The organism is Desulfosudis oleivorans Hxd3 (assembly GCF_000018405.1).
GTDB lineage: Bacteria > Desulfobacterota > Desulfobacteria > Desulfobacterales > Desulfosudaceae > Desulfosudis > Desulfosudis oleivorans.
In genome coordinates, this window is the sequence record NC_009943.1 from 2780724 (window position 1) to 2796945 (window position 16222).

18 protein-coding genes are annotated in these 16222 nt (G+C 58.3%); 1 reads left to right on the forward strand and 17 read right to left on the reverse strand.

Annotated features, from left to right (window positions below; all coding sequences use genetic code 11):
* Positions 1-13 precede the first annotated feature (13 nt).
* From budA to DOLE_RS11810, 6 genes are all read right to left on the reverse strand, one after another.
* Entirely contained in the window at positions 14-799 is a 786-nt protein-coding gene (budA, locus tag DOLE_RS11785; protein ID WP_012175709.1) for an acetolactate decarboxylase, read from the reverse strand.
* A 335-nt stretch (positions 800-1134) separates the two neighbouring features.
* Positions 1135-2478: an FAD-dependent oxidoreductase gene (locus DOLE_RS11790; protein WP_012175710.1), complete on the reverse strand. Its 1344-nt coding sequence runs from the start codon at positions 2476-2478 to the stop codon at positions 1135-1137.
* A gap of 54 nt (positions 2479-2532) precedes the next feature.
* A complete protein-coding gene (locus tag DOLE_RS11795; RefSeq protein ID WP_012175711.1) occupies positions 2533-3087 on the reverse strand; it encodes a DUF3617 domain-containing protein in 555 nt (184 codons plus the stop codon).
* 73 nt (positions 3088-3160) lie between these two features.
* Entirely contained in the window at positions 3161-3973 is an 813-nt protein-coding gene (locus tag DOLE_RS11800; RefSeq protein ID WP_012175712.1) for a mechanosensitive ion channel family protein, read from the reverse strand.
* A gap of 103 nt (positions 3974-4076) precedes the next feature.
* Positions 4077-5192 carry a DUF362 domain-containing protein gene (locus DOLE_RS11805; RefSeq protein WP_041281122.1) on the reverse strand — a complete coding sequence of 372 codons (1116 nt, stop codon included), beginning with the start codon at positions 5190-5192 and terminating at the stop codon, positions 4077-4079.
* A gap of 213 nt (positions 5193-5405) precedes the next feature.
* A complete protein-coding gene (locus tag DOLE_RS11810) occupies positions 5406-5777 on the reverse strand; it encodes a YraN family protein (RefSeq protein WP_012175714.1) in 372 nt (123 codons plus the stop codon).
* 115 nt (positions 5778-5892) lie between these two features.
* Between DOLE_RS11810 and DOLE_RS11815 the strand changes: the two genes are divergently transcribed.
* The gene (locus DOLE_RS11815; protein WP_012175715.1) at positions 5893-7239 is read left to right on the forward strand and encodes a phenylacetate--CoA ligase family protein; all 1347 of its coding nucleotides are present in this window, start codon (positions 5893-5895) and stop codon (positions 7237-7239) included.
* Positions 7240-7249: 10 nt separating this feature from the next.
* Here DOLE_RS11815 and DOLE_RS11820 read toward each other — a convergent pair whose 3' ends face one another.
* The 11 genes from DOLE_RS11820 to ffh all read right to left on the reverse strand — a co-directional run bounded on the left by DOLE_RS11820 (position 7250) and on the right by ffh (position 16176).
* Positions 7250-8686, reverse strand: a complete 1437-nt coding sequence (locus tag DOLE_RS11820) for a tripartite tricarboxylate transporter permease (protein WP_167320876.1) — start codon at positions 8684-8686, stop codon at positions 7250-7252.
* A gap of 157 nt (positions 8687-8843) precedes the next feature.
* Positions 8844-9857, reverse strand: coding sequence for a Bug family tripartite tricarboxylate transporter substrate binding protein (locus DOLE_RS11825; protein ID WP_012175717.1), 1014 nt, complete (start codon positions 9855-9857; stop codon positions 8844-8846).
* Between the two features lie 19 nt (positions 9858-9876).
* Positions 9877-10710 (reverse strand): class I SAM-dependent methyltransferase, encoded by an 834-nt coding sequence (locus DOLE_RS11830; protein ID WP_012175718.1) that lies wholly within the window; start codon positions 10708-10710, stop codon positions 9877-9879.
* 219 nt (positions 10711-10929) lie between these two features.
* The gene (locus tag DOLE_RS11835) at positions 10930-11517 is read right to left on the reverse strand and encodes a ribonuclease HII (protein WP_012175719.1); all 588 of its coding nucleotides are present in this window, start codon (positions 11515-11517) and stop codon (positions 10930-10932) included.
* Positions 11518-11574: 57 nt separating this feature from the next.
* Positions 11575-11928 carry a 50S ribosomal protein L19 gene (gene rplS / locus DOLE_RS11840; protein ID WP_012175720.1) on the reverse strand — a complete coding sequence of 118 codons (354 nt, stop codon included), beginning with the start codon at positions 11926-11928 and terminating at the stop codon, positions 11575-11577.
* A 65-nt stretch (positions 11929-11993) separates the two neighbouring features.
* Entirely contained in the window at positions 11994-12566 is a 573-nt protein-coding gene (locus DOLE_RS11845) for an RNA methyltransferase (protein ID WP_012175721.1), read from the reverse strand.
* Positions 12553-13305: a tRNA (guanosine(37)-N1)-methyltransferase TrmD gene (trmD, locus tag DOLE_RS11850; protein WP_041280534.1), complete on the reverse strand. Its 753-nt coding sequence runs from the start codon at positions 13303-13305 to the stop codon at positions 12553-12555. Before trmD ends, DOLE_RS11845 begins: the two co-directional genes overlap by 14 nt.
* A gap of 368 nt (positions 13306-13673) precedes the next feature.
* Positions 13674-14186, reverse strand: a complete 513-nt coding sequence (gene rimM / locus DOLE_RS11855) for a ribosome maturation factor RimM (RefSeq protein WP_012175723.1) — start codon at positions 14184-14186, stop codon at positions 13674-13676.
* A gap of 8 nt (positions 14187-14194) precedes the next feature.
* Complete coding sequence (locus DOLE_RS11860; RefSeq protein WP_041281124.1) at positions 14195-14425, reverse strand: KH domain-containing protein; 231 nt, start codon at positions 14423-14425, stop codon at positions 14195-14197.
* Between the two features lie 155 nt (positions 14426-14580).
* Positions 14581-14829 (reverse strand): 30S ribosomal protein S16, encoded by a 249-nt coding sequence (gene rpsP, locus DOLE_RS11865; RefSeq protein ID WP_012175725.1) that lies wholly within the window; start codon positions 14827-14829, stop codon positions 14581-14583.
* A gap of 15 nt (positions 14830-14844) precedes the next feature.
* A complete protein-coding gene (gene ffh, locus DOLE_RS11870; protein ID WP_012175726.1) occupies positions 14845-16176 on the reverse strand; it encodes a signal recognition particle protein in 1332 nt (443 codons plus the stop codon).
* Between the last annotated feature and the right edge of the window lie 46 nt (positions 16177-16222).

Consider the following 16222-nt stretch of genomic DNA (forward strand, 5'->3'; position numbering starts at 1 on the left):
TTTCCCGGCAGGCCTACTTTTCAACGGCCTCCAGCTCTTTTGCCCGATCCACGGAAAGGTCGGCCGCGCCGAACATGGCATCTTTGCCGGGAAGCAGCAGCAAAAACCGGTCGCACACGTCCACGGCCCCGGCGCCGTTGGCCATCTCGAAAGCCAGAATATGGCCGCCCTGGGTGCGGTCTTCACTGATGAAATGCAGGTGATATCCCGGCACCCCGATGCCCTTCACATAGGCCGGGCTGCGAAACCCCACGATCCGGCCCGACACGTTTTCCATGACAAACTCGGGCTGATGGCTGGTGACCTGGGCCAGGGGCGGATAGGGTTTGGTCTGTGCCGGCACACTGCGGGTATGCATGCGCGAAAAAGTGCCGGTAATATCAATAGCGCAAAACAGGTTGGTATTGGGCGCGGCCTTGTCCAGGGCCGCCTGCACCTGCTCATAGGTCGCGCCGGGCGCAAATGCCACGGCGCGGTCCGGTGAAAAACGGCACACCGCGGCAAAGGGTGTGGTCAGGGTCTTGTCCGCCGCATAGACTTTGCCGTCGGCCCGAACCTGGTAAACCACGCCGTCGGCCATCACCATCTCCCCGTCCAGACGATCAAAGGTGCCGATGCCCAGGTTGCCGTGCTTCAACAGCTCCCCGCAGGTCATGCTGCCGTCGTATGCCCCGGTCAAAAGCGCGTCAATGGTGGATATCTGGGTGACGGTATTTTGCGGCGCCAGCCCGGCACAGCCCGCAAACACCAGCAGCAGGCAGATGGCAAAGACAGATATATACCGTTGTTTTGTAATCATTGATTTTCCCTTCCTTTCAAAATCGAAATCGGGATCGCTATCGGTATCGGTATCGAATTCCGATTTCGATTGTAGTCGATAACTGGCTGTTTAACCAGAGCGGAAAGTGCACTGGAGTAACACGGGCAAACCGGGGGTTGCCCGTGCCCGAAGGGCAAGAGGGCTCTCAGATTATCCCAGGCAATTCGAATGAATCACCGCATTCCCTCTTGTGCTTCGCACCCCGGCAACGAGTTGCCGGGGCCACCCGCGAACGAGTTCATTGCCCGCCGCGATTCAGTGCAAAACAAGGGAAGTCGCGAAGCGACCCGGGCAAAGGATGTTAAAGAAAAGTACTACCCGATTTTTTTGAGCAGCTGGGTGGCTGCGGTCAGCAGGGGGTCCCACACCGGGCCAAAGGGCGGGGCATAGGCAAGGTCGGTCTGGGCAAAGGCGGCCACGGTCATGTGGTTGTGAAGGGCCACGGCAGCAGCGTTGATCCGGTGGGCCACGCCCTCTTTTCCCACCATCTGGGCCCCCAGCAGGCGGCCGGTTTTCCGGTCCCCGATCATGCGCACGTGAATCGGCCTGGCGCCGGGATGGGCGTGGGCCCGGGACCGGCTTTCAATCACTACCTCCACCGGGTCAAACCCGGCCCGCTGTGCCTCCCTTGGAAACAGGCCGGTGCGGGCCACCTCCAGGTCAAACACCTTGAACACGGCGGTTCCGGCCACGCCGTCGAGTTCCACGCGGGCGCCGAGAATATTGTCCGCCACGGCCCACCCGGCCCGGTTGGCCCGCAGGGCCAGGGGAATAAACGTTTTTTCGCCGGTGACCACATGATAGGCGTCTGCGCAGTCGCCGGCGGCGTAAATATCGTCATGGGAGGTTTTCAGGGTGCGGTCCACGGCAATGGAATTTTTCACGCTCAGCTCCAGGCCCGCGGCCCCGGCCATATCGCTGTTGGGCGAAAGGCCAATGGCCACCAGGACCATGTCCGCCTCCAGTTGGCCCAGGTCGCAGATCACGGCAAGACCGTTTTTCTGTTTTTCAATTCGGTGCACTTCACAGCCGATGTGAAGCTTCACCCCTTTTGATTCCACCTCCTGCTGGACCACGTCGGACAACGGCTCGCCCAGCCAGGACAGAAAGCCCTTGCCCGGCTTGATCATCTCAACGGCCACCGACCGTTCCACCAGGGCATCGCACATCTCAAGGCCGATGTAGCCCATGCCCACGATCACCACCCGCCGCACCCCGCGCTCCTCCATGTACGCCTTGAGCCGGCGGCCATCGTCCAGGCTCTTGAGCACCATGACGCCGGGCAGGTCAAACCCCGGCAGGTCCGGCACCATGGCCGACCCGCCGGTGGCGATCAGCAGCCTGTCATAAGCCATTTCAAAGGAAGCGCCCTGGTCCGTGGTGCCGAAAACCTTTTTTGCCGCCGGATCAATGGCTGTGGCTTCGTGACCGGTGAGCAGGTCAATGCCCTGTTTCTCCCGGAACACGAGGGCCTGGCGCACCACCAGGTCTTCAATGGCCCTGTCCGGCATCGCGATATTGTAGGGCATGCCGCAGGCGCTGTAGGAAACGTCATGGCTCCGTTCAAGAACCGTGACTTCCATGTTCTTGTCGTTGCGTTTGGCGCGGCTGGCGGCACTCATGCCGGCCGCGTCTCCGCCGATGACCAGAAATTTCATTTTCCACGGTTCCTTCGGTTTATCGTGGATTGAAACATAAAAGCCGGGGTCTCACTACTTAAATTTTTTAAAAAAATTGCCCACCGCTTTTCCCGCCTCATCGATGCCGGCCTGGGTTTTGTCGCTGGTGGCGGTTTCCTCTATAACATTGCCCTTGCCGCTCTTGCTCCTTTTGGGAGCCGTGGTGGCGGTGCCGTCACAGGCACCCAGGCGCTTACCTTTCATGGTGCTTTTGATCCGCATGTTGTTTTCCGGCACATAGGTCTCCATGGTGCCGTTCATGGTGTCGCCGCTGTAGGTGATTTTGCCGGACCCTTCGGTTGTGCCGCCCTCTCCCTTGCAGACGATTTTCCACGACACGGTGTTGCCGCTCACCTTCATCTCCCTGACTTCGCAATCCTTGGACTGCTCCTTGTCCATGGGCACCGCGTCCTCTTCGGTGATGCACTGGGCATGGGTAAAGGCCTGCGGCCCCATGCCCGGAATTTCGGTTGTGGTGGTGATCTCCCACTTGCCGGGCTTCATGTTGGGGCCGGCCCAGACCAGGCCGGCACCCAGAATAAATACGCATGCCATTGCCATTACCGTTCTGCCTGCTTTTCTTGACATCCTGCTGCTCCTTGTGTTGCGAATTGGTTTATATTGCCGGCGCAAAACCGTATCGCCCCGGCTTTTCGTCACATCATGCTGTATGCTGATACATATGCACATCCCGCTGGGGAAAGGGAATGGAAATCCCGTTCTGGTCAAAGGCCTTTTTCACTTTTTCGGTTATGTCAAAATAGACCCCCCAGTAATCCCCGGCATTGACCCAGGGCCGCACCGTGAAATCCACGCTGCTATCTCCCAGGCTGGCAATGGATATCTGGGGCGGCGGCTCCTTGAGAATGCGGCTGTCGCTGGCCAATACCTCGGAGATGACCTTTCTTGCCTTGTCGATATCATCGCCGTATCCGATACCGAACACCATGTCCACCCGGCGGGTGCCCTTCATGGACCAGTTGACGATTTTGTCGTCGGTCATTTTCGCGTTGGGCACGATAATGGTCTTGTTGTCCGGGGTTGCCAGCTGGGTGGTAAAAAGCTGAATCTTTTCCACGGTACCTGCGGTGCCGCCGCCTTCAATATAATCACCCACCTTGAATGGCCGAAAGATGATCATCAGAAAACCGGCGGCAAAATTGGCCAAAGACCCCTGAAGGGCCAAACCCACGGCCAGGCCGGCGGCACCGATGATGGCCACAAAGGATGCGGTCTGAATACCCAGCTGCCCCAGGGCGGCCACGACAACAAAGGCCAGCAGCAGAAAATAGGCCAGGTGGGACACAAACGAGGTGATGGTGGGGTCCACGCCGCGGCGGCCCATGAGTTTTGAAACCACCTTTTCAACGATTTGCGCTGCCCAGCGCCCTATCACCAGAATCAGCAGGGCAACAATCAATTTAACGCCAAACACCCGCGCCAGCTCCATAATTTTGTCAACATAGGGTTCCATGACGCTGTCTCCTTCAACAAAAGTTAATGTGAGTGCTCATGCTGCCTGTTGCCGGGCTGCACCTGATGAACATCCCGCGCTTTTCGCGGGCCACTGTCGTTTATTACAGCTTTTCAATCTTGTATTTCCGGGTTCCCAGGCCCAGCTTTTCCGCGTAGTCCAGTTGAATTTCCCATTCCACGTGGGGATAGACACTGCGAAACTTGTCTTCCCCTGCTTCCCGGTTGCTCTTCAGACATGAGCCGGGCAGGGCGTGTTCGGCATTGACCATGTCGGCGCAGGCCTGGTCAATGGCCACCGGGTCGGTGGAGGCCAGAATGCCGATGTCCCTCACCATGGGCGCATCATTATAAGGAAAGCAGTCACAGGCCGGGGAGACATCGGTAATAAAATTGATAAACAGGGACTTTTTCTCCTTGCCCTTGAGCACACCCACGGTGTATTCCACCATCTTTTCCAGAAAGGCCGGGCCGGCCTGGTTCCACTGGATCTGCACCGAGCCGGTGGGACAGACCACGATGCACTCGCCGCAGCCCACGCATTTTTCCTCATTGATAAGGGCTTTTTTCTCCCCTTCCTTCACCAGCCGGATGGCCCCATGGGCGCAATGGGCCACGCAGTCGCCGCAGCCGATGCAGGTTTTGGTCTTGACCTTGGGAGATAGGGTGGAGTGCTGGGCCAGCTTGCCCTTGCGGGAGGCGCACCCCATGCCGGTGTTCTTGATGGCGCCGCCGAACCCGGACAGCTCGTGCCCCTTGAAATGGGCCACGGATATAAACGCATCAGCCCGGACGATCTCGGCGCCGATATAGACTTCGTCAAACCGCTTGCCGTCGACCTTTATGGCCACCTCTGTTTTCCCCCTCAGCCCGTCGGCAATGATCAGGGGCGCCCCCACCACGGAATAGGCAAACCCGTTGTGGACGGCCGTTTCCAGATGGTGAACGGCGTCGCTGCGCGCGCCGGCATACAGGGTGTTGGCGTCGGTCAGAAACGGAACGGCGCCCTGGCCCTTGACCAGGTCAACAATCTTTCGCAGAAACACCGGGCGAATGTAGGCCGTGTTCCCCAGCTCGCCGAAATGGAGCTTGACCGCGGCCAGATCCCGTTTGGCCACCACCTTGCTCAGGCCCGCGGCTTCCACCAGCCTGCCCAGTTTCTGAACGAGATTCTCCTTGAAGCTTGCCGACAGATCGACAAAAAAGACCGTGCTTGCCATGGTTGCCTCCTTTTCCTGCATTTGTCAGGTATACCTGTTTTTTCTATCAAATTAAATAGAACTACGTCAAAATCGATGCCATTGTAAAAAGCCAAAATCCAGGCGGCTTCGTAAAAAGTTCAAGTTCAAGGCGCGCAAGTTCCGAGGAATGAGGCGTACTTAGCGTACGCCGCAGTGACGAGTGAATGCAGCGCAACGCAGAAATTGGGCTTTTTACGAAGCCGCCAAGTTTGCGTCAAACGCGTTCCTGATAAGTTCCACCGAATTGTCCCGCCCCTGCACAATCACCACGTCAAACCGGGCCCTGGCCCCGGCCTGCCCGGTGTCCTTGAGGTACCACAGGGCCGCCCGGGTGATTTTACGCTGCTTGTCCTTTGTGATACTCAGCCGGGGGCTGCCGTAGCTCTCCGTCCGCCGGGCCTTGACCTCGACAAACGCAAGTGTGGTCTTGTCCTTTGCGATAATGTCGATCTCTCCCACGGGGGTACGATAGTTGCGGCACACAATGGTGTAGCCCTCTTTTTTTAAAAACCGCTCGGCCGCCTGCTCCCCCTGGCGACCATACTGCTGGCGTTGATTGAGCATGATCATCCATATCATATATCGATTGGCCATGCAAAAAATGTATGTGTTGTGGTATGGTGGCAAAAATGCAGCACATGACAGAACCGTACTCAAAAAGGGGTAAAAACCGACACGCATGGACGCCATCCCCCAGTCAACTATCACCGGCATATCCTGGCCGGCGTTGCCGTCGCCCGAAGCATCGGCCCGGCTTTCCATCATGTACCAGCTGGGCCGGACCCAATGGTGGTCTGCCGAAGCCCTGGAAACGAACCAGTTCCGCCAGGTCAACCGGCTGGTGCGTCATGCTGTTTCGTCCACGCGGTTCTACCACGACCGGCTGACAGCCGCGGGTATTGACGGCCACACTGAAATAACACCGGAAATGTTTTTAAAAATTCCCCTGCTGCAGCGGGGGGACATCCAATCCCGAATCAAAGAGATGACCAGCACCGCTGTTCCTCAGGGCCACGGCCGGATCGGGGTTGCCAGGTCCTCCGGCTCCACCGGTCAGCCCATTCAGATTTATTCCACCAGCGCCTCCCAGTTTTTCTGGATGGCTTTTTCCCTGCGGGACCATTTGTGGCATAAGCGGGATTTTTCAAGACCCTATGCCGAAATCCGTGTAGGGGTGGAAAACCGGGACGATGCCCGCTGGGGTCCAGCGGTCAGCCGGGTCTTTCCCACGGGACCGGCGGCCCGCTTGAATATAAAAGAGAGCATTGACACCCAGATCCGGTGGCTGCAAAAACACCGGATCTATTACCTGCTGAGCTACCCCTCCAACATCCGGGAAATGGCGAAAAAATGTCTCGAGGCAGGCATTCTCCTGCCGGACCTGGGGCAGGTCCGGACCTTTGGGGAAACCGTCTCCGACGAGCTGCGGGATCTCTGCCGGCGAGCCTGGAACGTGGAGGTCAAGGACATGTACAGCTCCATGGAGATCGGGTACATGGCCCTGCAGTGCCCGGACCACGGGCATTATCACGTGATGTCCGAGGGGGTGCTGCTGGAGGTGCTGGACGACGCGGGCAACCCCTGCAAACCCGGTGACATCGGCCGGGTCGTGATCACCGACCTTCACAATTTCGCCACGCCCATGATCCGCTACGAGATTCTGGATTACGCCCAGGTGGGAGCGCCCTGCCCCTGCGGCCGGGGCCTGCCGGTATTAAAACGAATCATGGGCCGCCAGCGGAACATGATGAAAATGCCCGACGGCACCCGCCGGTGGCCGTCGTTCGGCATGCGCCAGTGGCCCTGCGCCGAAAAGATCAACCAGATTCAGATCATTCAAAAAGAGATCGACCTGCTGGTGGTCCGGCTGGTCGTCAAAGCGCCGCTGACCGCAACCGATGAGCAGGGGATCACCGCCATTATACGAGAGCGGGCCGAATACCCGTTCCGGGTGACGTTTGAATATGTGGACGTCATTGAAAAGCCGGCCAACTTCAAGTTCGACCTGTTTTTCTCCGAAGTATGAAACAGGCGGACTATTTTTTCTTCAGCCCGATACCGCTTAACACCAGCACCACCAGCAGCACCAGGAAGATGGGGCGCGCAAACATGCCCAGGCCGTAAGCCTGTATGGATATGTGCAGATAGGTTTCAATGATCGGGGCCAGGATGAAACTTAAAATCAGGATCGGCCGGCTGAAGGAAAACCGCTGCATGCCGATGCCCAGCAGACCGCAGGCAAACAGCGCCGCCACATCATACGGATTATGGCTTGACGCATACGTGCCGAAGATCACCAGGGCCGACAGGGCCGGCGCCAGTATCACAGCCTGAATCCTGATGATCTTTGCCACATAGGCGGCCAGCGGTATCACCACCAGGGCCGACACCACGTTGGTGATCGCCAGGGTAAAGACCAGTCCCAGGGCGATGTCCATGTGCTGGTTGATGAACTTGGGGCCGGGATTGATCCCCAGTATCAAAAAACCGCTCATCAGTATGGCCATGCCCGCGCTTCCCGGAATCCCCAGGGCCAGGGTCGGCACCAGCGCGCCCCCCTCCTTGGCGTTGTTGCTGCTCTCCGGCGCGATGACACCCACGATTCTTTCGTTCGATGACTTTTTTGCCGAGGCATAGGCCAGAAACGGCGCGGTTTCGCCTCCTACGCCGGGAATAATGCCGACCACCATGCCGATCACCGAGGACTTGACCAGCAGCAGGGGCCGCTTGAACACCTCCCGCGCGCCCGCCCACATTTGAAAAATAGACTCGCGGCGATTATCCGTATCGTCGATTCTTTTTTTTGACGCAAACAGGTTGAGAATTTCCGGAACGGCAAACAGGCCCAGCACTAGGGGAATCAGGCGCACGCCGTCCAGAAGGTATTCGACACCGAACCACAGCCGCGGTTCTCCGGTGATGCGCTGATAACCGATTGAAGAGAGAAACACGCCCAGGGCCACCGCAACAAAGGCCTTGAGGGTGGAGCCCCGGCCCAGCACCGCCACATAGGTGAGGCCGGTCAGAACGATCAGAAAGATTTCCGGTGAGCCGAAAGAAAGTACAACCGTCTGGAGTACAGGCAGCAGCACCACCAGCAGGGCGGCGCTGAAAAGGCCGCCGGCCACCGAGGCGGTCAGGGCCGCGCCCACGGCATACAGCCCCCTGCCCTCCCGCCGTAAGGCGAACCCGTCTTCAATCACCGCCGCGTTGGCAGGAGAACCGGGAATACCCAGCATGATGGAGGTGACCACGCCGCCCGCATCCACGGCGGCATGGGTAGCCACCAGAAAACAGAGACCGGTGGCAGGGTTCATGTCATAGATAAACGGCAGCAGGAGCGCCAGGGCGGTCAGCCCCCCGATGCCGGGCATGATCCCAAAAAACACCCCCAGGACAATGCCCAGCAGCATGACCGAAAGGGTGGCCGGCGTGGCTATCAGGTGAGTCGCTGCAACAACCTGCTCAATCATCAGTGATGCCATCGTAAAAAGTCAGGAACAAGACGGCAAAGTAAAAAGTTCAAGTTCAAGGCGCCGCAAATCCCGAGGAATGAGGCGTACTTGTTGTACGCCGCAGTGACGAGGGGGGCAGCGCAACGCAGAAAGTGGGCTTTTTACGAAGCCGTCATTAGTAGTATTTCTCAAGCAGCACATGCCGGACCCGCTCCATCCGGTCTTTATCCAATGACTTTAACGTCTTTTCGATCAAGCGGTCGGTCTGCGACACCTCGGCGTATTCAATCAGTGCCTTCTTGGATTTTACAAACTCGATAAACGCCGGGTCTGTCAGGATCTCTTTTACAACAGACACCAGGTAGTCCACCCTTTGCGGCGGCGTACCCGGCGTAGTGACCAGGTACCGCCCGATATCGGAAATGCCCGCCCGAAAGTCAATCCACCAGGCATGGGCATCGTCGAGTTCCACCACTTCAAAAATAGTGGGCACGTCGGGCAGTACACTGCTGCGCTGCCTGGCCAGGATCGCCAGGGGCACCAGCCGGCCGTCCTGAGAAAACTTTTTCCCTGACGTTGCGCTGATGGCAATGGCATCGGTTTCTCCCCGCATGGTGGAAAGGGCCGCTTCATTGCTGCCCTTGTAGCCGATGATGATTCTGGAGTTGAGCCCCAGCGCTTCAGAAAAACAGGCCTCCACGTCGGCCATGTTGTCGATTTTACTGCCGGCGGCCCACTTGACCGGCTGCTTTGCATGCAGCATGCCGTCGATGCTTTTGTACGGCGAATCTTTCCCGACCAGCACCACTGACGGTTCGGGACAGACCAGGCCGATGGTGGGTGTGGTGGTCAGGTCGTACCGCACCGCTTCCTGCGACATTAATTGGGCCAGCGCGGCCGCCTGGCCGTTGACCAGCATCAGGGTCAGCCCGTCGGGCTTACCGTTGGCCACCTGGTTGAGGGCCACGGCCCCGCCGCCGCCGGGCAGGTTTCTCACCACCACGGTGGCGCCGGTCCGCTTTTCGATCTCCGGCGCGATCAGCCGGGCCAGGGTGTCAAATCCGCCGCCCGGACCGTATCCCACCACCAGGTCCATGGTTTTACCCCGGTAAAAATCGCCTTCTGACGCCACGACAATGGTTGAAAGCAAAACCAGACAAATCCCGGCAATAAAAACTCGCAGTTTCATCTTTTCCTCCCCTGTTGGGTTAAGGTTTTACTGCCACAATATCTACACGCATCGACTTTCCCTGCGTGGACGGCGGTCCGGACACCGGGCTTTCCCTGCCGGTGATCTCAAACCGTTCCAGAGCAAACCCGCTGGCGCCGAACATATCCCGAAGATCTTCAGCCGAGGTAACAGGATAAGAAAAATAATTGTCCGCATAGGCCTGTGCCAGTACTTTCAATTCCTCCCGGGAGAGATCAATCCCTTCCAACTCCTGTCCCGCGCTCACCACCCTGGCAACAAAATCATCGGCCTGCTGCCCGGAAAACCCGACCCGATCCCCGGCCGTGGGGCGTATCCGGTTCGATGTTACCACCCGGCCGCCGGGTCGCAGCAGGCGGCTCCAGTTCCAAATAAGGCCGCCCCGTTGCACCGGGGCAAAAAAACCGAAAAATGAGTGGGTGCAGATCAGATCAAAGTAATCGTCGTTACGGTAGTCCAGCATGCTCCGGCACGCCGTGTCTATTTTTACACCCACCCTGTCCGCGTACCAGCGGTTTAAAAAAAGCGGGGTCGGGCAGTGGTCCACCACGGTAATGGCCGGGGCGCCTTCCGGCAGGGGCCACAGGTCGAGAATGGTGTCGGCCATGGCGTAGTCCGTGGCCCCGGAAATACACACCCGCCGGAAATCACCGGATACCGCCAGCGGCGCTATGGCGTTGCGGTAAAATTCATTCTGCAGGTAGGGCGGCGACACAATGCCGAGCATGCGAAGGTATTGCCACGCGCCGTGGTACCAGCCGCACCCGTTGCACAGTGTTTGCGACTCACGATAGGCCAGTGGCGCGCTTTCAGACAGAAAGTCGTTTTGCATTTTTCCCTGAATACCGACAAGTTAAAGAGGGCTTACCGGCCCACGCATATCATGAAAATACAAGACTTATCAACAGGAAGCTTGATTTCAAACGCCTGGTGTGAGGCAGCAGTGGTCTTTAGACCGCCATTCAGCCGGCCGGTGTTCGGGAGCACGATCAATTTTATGGAAGGCTGAAGCCCTTCGGCTGCATCGATTTCGATTTGGAGAAAAAGAGCTTTATGGTCTGACAGTGAAGCTGGCCCGGTGAATAAGCGTGGGACCATATTGAAAAATAGCGTTCCGGTGGGCTTTGGTGGGATAGCCCTTGTGCTGAGAAAAACCGAACTCGGGATAATCAAGATGGTAACGCTCCATCATGTTGTCCCGGGAGACCTTGGCCACGATGGAGGCCGCGGCAATGGAGATGCTGGCGCTGTCTCCTTTGACAATGGGGCGCTGCCCAACCGGCCGGGGAATGGTAAAGGTACCGTCGATCAGCAGAAAGTCCGGCTGGGGAAAAAGATTTTCAACGGCCATGGCCATGGCCAGCAGGGAGGCCTGAAGAATGTTGATGCGGTCGATTTCAACGGCATCGACAATGCCGATGCCAACAGTAAGGGCGTCCCTGTAGATGTCGTCATACAGGGACGCCCGTTTTTTTGCGGAAAGTTTCTTGGAATCGGTGATCCGGTCGTTGGTATAATCGTCCGGGAACACGACAGCAGCAGCCACCACCGGGCCGGCCAGGGGCCCGCGGCCGGCCTCGTCAAGACCGGCGATGATGGAAAACCCGTCACTCCTGGCACTGTCTTCGTATGTTCTCATGAATCGGTCCGTACCCGGAAAACAGTAACACCCGATCCGGCGGTCCAACACTGGAACCTACCTGTCCCGCTTTTCCCGTATCTTGGCCGCCTTGCCGGTCAGCTTGCGGAAATAGTAAATCCGGGACTGGCGCACCAGGCCCCTTTTCACCACCTCGATCCTGTCGATGGAGGGGGAGTGCAGGGGAAAAATCCGCTCCACGCCAATGCCGAAGGATGTTTTTCGAACGGTAAAGGTAGCGGCGGTGGATTTGGAGCCGTTGTGCCGTTTCAACACCACGCCCTCGAACACCTGAATGCGCTCTTTTTCACCTTCTTTGATCTTCACATGCACCTTGACCGAGTCGCCGGACGAAAAATCCGGCAGGTCCAACCGCATATGTTCTTTTTCCAGTTGTCTGATCGCTTCCATGTTTTCCTCCAAAAACCTTATATTTGGCCGTTCCCGCACATGCGGAAACCGACGTTGACCCGCCTTTATACCCTATCTTCTGCCAGTCTGTCCAGCATTATCGACACAGCCGACCGAACAGAAAGATGATTATATGCACTTTTTCCGGCCAGGGGCTCCAGCACACAGTCGGCCTGATCGAGAACCGACGGCGCCAGGCCCCAGGCAGTGCCGAACACCAGCAGCACCGGGGAGGCGTTAAGCCGGTCTTTTAAATACTCCATGGTCACCGCACCCGGATGGAGCCGGGCCGTGGTGGCCGCCACCAGGGGGGCCGTGCCGGTATCCGCGGTCACAAGGGCCGCTGCCTCGGCCAGGCTGTCGCACACCCGCATCAGCTCAAAGGCCTGTGCCCGCAAAGGGTTATACCGTGACCCACTCCCGTCGGTCCAGTGGGCGATGATCCGTTTTACCAGCCGCTTCTGGTCTTCCAGGGGCGTCACCACAAAATAACCGGCCGCTCCGTAAGTTTTTGCGGCCCTGGCAATGTCGTGCAGGTCCAGGTTGGTCACGGCCGAGGCAATGGTCTCCGCCTGCCGGCCCAGGACCGGGTGGTGGACCAGCGCAATGTAGAGGCGAACCGGGCTAATCGGCGACAAGGGTTTCAACCTTCCGGCACCACGCTTTGAGCGCCTTTTTCTCCTCCGGGGTCAACGCTCTTTCCAGCAGCAGGTCCGGCCGCTTGAGCAGGGTGCGAACCAGGGAGGTTTCCAGTCGCCAGGCTTCGATCCGGGCGTGGTTGCCGGAAACCAGGACTTCGGGCACCGGTTCCCCTTCAAATACCGGGGGCCGGGTGTAGTGGGCGTGCTCGATCCGTCCCTGCACAAAGGTCTCCTTTTCCGCCGAGTCCTCGCCGCCCAGGGCACCGGGAATCAGTCGGGTGACCGCGTCGATGACGATCATGGCCGGCACCTCGCCGCCGGAAAGCACGTAATCGCCCACGGAAATCTCATCGTCAATCAGTCCCTGGCAGACCCGCTCGTCAATGCCTTCGTAACGGCCGCACACCAGAATCAGGTCTTCGGCGGCATCGGCCAGGTGCCGGGCCGCCTCCTGGGTAAACCCCCGGCCCTGGGGGGTCAAGAGCACTGTACGGGCCGACGGATAGGCGTTTCTGGCATCCCGAATGGCCGCTGCCAGGGGCTCGGGCTTCATCACCATGCCGCTGCCCCCGCCGTAAGGCCGATCATCCACGGTCCGGTGACGATCTTTTGTATAGTCGCGAATGTCAACGGTCCGGCACGAGATGGTGCCGCTTTCTACGGCCCGCCGGACAATGCCATGCTGGGAAAAGGCATCCACCATCTCCGGGAAAATCGTCAACACCGTAAAGTTCATGGCACGCCTTTTTTGTCCGGCCTTTCGGGCCGGTTCGAATATGCCGCAAGCCCCGCCTGTGGCAGGGCTAAAAAATTTCAATTTCATGAAAGATACGGGCTACCCGTATCTTTCACGAGTTGATTTGGCCGCAGGTGCAAGGCGCGGGACATGAAGCTGTAGTCAATCTACCGCGAATGTCCCGCAACACAGCAACTGCGGTCAAGGTGACTCGCCCGAAGGGTGAAATTTTTCGGTATAAAATTGGCTCAAAAGGCCTCAAGTCGTCCATGACAGTTTGTGTTTTTAAAAAAATGCAATTTCTATTACGATATACTGTTTCTGATCCAGATATTCACCCATACCAAAAATTTCATGAAAGATACGGGCTACAGGGATTCCGGCAGGCTCACCTGCATGGTGCCGGCCGCCAGGTCGATGTGCCCGACCACGGACTTGAGGGCGGGCACCAGGGTCTCCTTCCCGGTATCGGCGTCGGTCACCACATACACATCGTTGCCCGGCGTGGGAATAATCGATGTGATACGGCCCAGCAAGGTCTTTTTGTCAAACACGGCCAGGCCGATCAGGTCATCCCAGTAATAGGTGTCGTCCTCAAGGGGCGGCAGGGAGGCGCGCAGCGCGAATAGTTCGTATCCCACCACGGCCGCGGCCTGCTCGCGGCTGTCCAGTTCCAGAGCCCCCAAAAGGAAATGGCGACCATGGGGTTTGCACCATTCAATGGTGCAAACCCGCTCGTCGCCTTTGGGACCTCGTAGAAAAAGGGTATTTCCCTGCGAGAACTCCGCGATGTCACCGGAGTGGGAATAGACCCGGACAGTTCCGCGAATTCCATGAATACCGACGATTTTGCCCACACATAGGAATTCGCTGCTGTTCATGGGAAAAGCTACTCGATGATCTCGAGCACCGTGCGTTTTTTGAGCTTGGCCGAAGCAGCGCTCAGAATGGTGCGCAAGGCACGGGCCGTGCGGCCCTGTTTGCCGATGATCTTGCCCAGATCCTCCTTGGCCACCTTGAGCTCCAGAACCGAGGTCTGGCTGCCGTCCACTTCCGTCACCACTGTCTGGTCGGGGTTGTCGACAAGCGCCTTTGCGATGTACTCGATCAACTCTTTCATGGACATAGCCGCATCTCCTTGCTGTGTTCGTTGCAGTTTAGACGACTCCAACGTATACGGTCAACAACACACTGGTCTGGCTGTGAAAGTTAATCTTGTGGAAAGTATACCATTTTTATCGCAAAACGCAAACGCGAAACGCACGGGCGAAGAATCTATGAGACCGCAACGCCCTCTTTTTTCAGAATGCTCTTCACGGTGCGGGTGGCCTGGGCGCCCTGGCCCAGCCAGTGCTCGACCCGGTCCTTTGCCACGACGACCTCCGCCGGATTCACCAGGGGGTTGTAGGTACCCACCTTTTCAATAAACCGGCCGTCCCGGGCATACCGCTCGTCCGCCACCACCATCCGATAAAAGGGACGTTTCTTGCGACCACATCTTGCCAATCGAATTTTTACCGCCATGTTTTTCTTTTCTCCTTAGAACGGCATCATGCCGCGGCCCAGACCGCGCATGCCGCCCTTGTTGATTTTTTTTACCATTTTCATCACCTGCGTGTAGTCCTTCAACAGCCGGTTGACCTCCTGCACGCTGGTGCCGCTGCCCTTTGCTATTCTTTTCCGCCGGCTGCCGTTGATGATGGCATGCCGCCGCCGTTCCTCCGCTGTCATGGAGTTGATGATGGCTTCGATGCGGGAGAGCTGCCCGTCATCCACCTCCATGTCCTTCATCTGTTTGACCTTGCCCATGCCTGGAATCATCTTCATCAGATCGCCGATGGAGCCCATCTTGCGAATCTGGGTCATCTGGTCCCGAAAATCCTCCAGGGTAAACTCGTTTTTCCGCAGCTTTCGCTCAAGGTCCGCCGCCTTTTTCTCGTCCACAACGGACTGGGCCTTTTCGATGAACGAAAGCACATCGCCCATGCCCAGAATGCTGGAGGCCATGCGGTCCGGGTGAAACGCCTCCAGGGCGTTTGTCTTTTCGCCCACGCCCACGAACTTGATGGGCCTGCCGGTCACCGCCTTGATGGAAAGCGCCGCGCCGCCCCTGGCGTCGCCGTCCATCTTGGACAGGATCACGCCGCCGATGTCCAGCCGTTCGTTAAAGGACTGGGCGATGTTGACTGCGTCCTGGCCGGTCATGGCATCGGCCACCAGCAGAATGTCCGACGGCGACACGGCCTGCTTGATGCCGACCAGCTCCTCCATCAACGCTTCGTCGATGTGAAGCCGGCCCGCCGTGTCCAGAAGCAGCGTGTTGCACCCCTGCTGCTGGGCCGCCACCCGGGCCTGGCGGCAGATATCCACCGGGTTCATGCCGGGATCCGACGCAAACACCGGCACCTGGACCTGGCTGCCCAGCTTTTTGAGCTGGTCGATGGCCGCGGGCCGGTAAACGTCCGCCGGCACCAGAAAGGGCTTTCTGCCCTGCTTTTTCAGATAAACGGCCAGCTTGGCGGCGGTGGTGGTTTTACCGGAGCCCTGAAGCCCCACCAGCATCACCGACACCGGGGCCTGGCCGGTCAGGTTCAGGTCCTGCCGCGTTTCCCCCATCAGCCGGGTCAGCTCTTCGTAAACGATCTTGATGACCTGCTGACCCGGGGTCAGGCTCTCCAGCACATCGGCGCCCACGGCCCGTTCCCGAATGTCGGCGATAAACTGCTTGACGATCCGGTAGTGGACGTCGGCCTCCAGCAGGGCAAACCGCACCTCCTTGAGGCCATCGTCGATATTCTTCTCGGTAAGCGTTCCCTGGCCTTTAAGCTTCTTAAAAACCGAATTCAGCTTGTCGCTCAGGTTCTCAAACATATGCTCGCCGTTGCACTCCTTTTTTCACCGGCCCCATGCCCCGTTT

Coding starts and splice junctions, on each gene's coding strand:
- budA (WP_012175709.1), bottom strand. CDS start 799: ATGATTACAAAACAACGGTATATATCTGTCTTTGCCATCTGCCTGCTG.
- DOLE_RS11790 (WP_012175710.1), bottom strand. CDS start 2,478: ATGAAATTTCTGGTCATCGGCGGAGACGCGGCCGGCATGAGTGCCGCC.
- DOLE_RS11795 (WP_012175711.1), bottom strand. CDS start 3,087: ATGTCAAGAAAAGCAGGCAGAACGGTAATGGCAATGGCATGCGTATTT.
- DOLE_RS11800 (WP_012175712.1), bottom strand. CDS start 3,973: ATGGAACCCTATGTTGACAAAATTATGGAGCTGGCGCGGGTGTTTGGC.
- DOLE_RS11805 (WP_041281122.1), bottom strand. CDS start 5,192: ATGGCAAGCACGGTCTTTTTTGTCGATCTGTCGGCAAGCTTCAAGGAG.
- DOLE_RS11810 (WP_012175714.1), bottom strand. CDS start 5,777: ATGCTCAATCAACGCCAGCAGTATGGTCGCCAGGGGGAGCAGGCGGCC.
- DOLE_RS11815 (WP_012175715.1), top strand. CDS start 5,893: ATGGACGCCATCCCCCAGTCAACTATCACCGGCATATCCTGGCCGGCG.
- DOLE_RS11820 (WP_167320876.1), bottom strand. CDS start 8,686: ATGATTGAGCAGGTTGTTGCAGCGACTCACCTGATAGCCACGCCGGCC.
- DOLE_RS11825 (WP_012175717.1), bottom strand. CDS start 9,857: ATGAAACTGCGAGTTTTTATTGCCGGGATTTGTCTGGTTTTGCTTTCA.
- DOLE_RS11830 (WP_012175718.1), bottom strand. CDS start 10,710: ATGCAAAACGACTTTCTGTCTGAAAGCGCGCCACTGGCCTATCGTGAG.
- DOLE_RS11835 (WP_012175719.1), bottom strand. CDS start 11,517: ATGAGAACATACGAAGACAGTGCCAGGAGTGACGGGTTTTCCATCATC.
- rplS (WP_012175720.1), bottom strand. CDS start 11,928: ATGGAAGCGATCAGACAACTGGAAAAAGAACATATGCGGTTGGACCTG.
- trmD (WP_041280534.1), bottom strand. CDS start 13,305: ATGAACTTTACGGTGTTGACGATTTTCCCGGAGATGGTGGATGCCTTT.
- rimM (WP_012175723.1), bottom strand. CDS start 14,186: ATGAACAGCAGCGAATTCCTATGTGTGGGCAAAATCGTCGGTATTCAT.
- DOLE_RS11860 (WP_041281124.1), bottom strand. CDS start 14,425: ATGAAAGAGTTGATCGAGTACATCGCAAAGGCGCTTGTCGACAACCCC.
- rpsP (WP_012175725.1), bottom strand. CDS start 14,829: ATGGCGGTAAAAATTCGATTGGCAAGATGTGGTCGCAAGAAACGTCCC.
- ffh (WP_012175726.1), bottom strand. CDS start 16,176: ATGTTTGAGAACCTGAGCGACAAGCTGAATTCGGTTTTTAAGAAGCTT.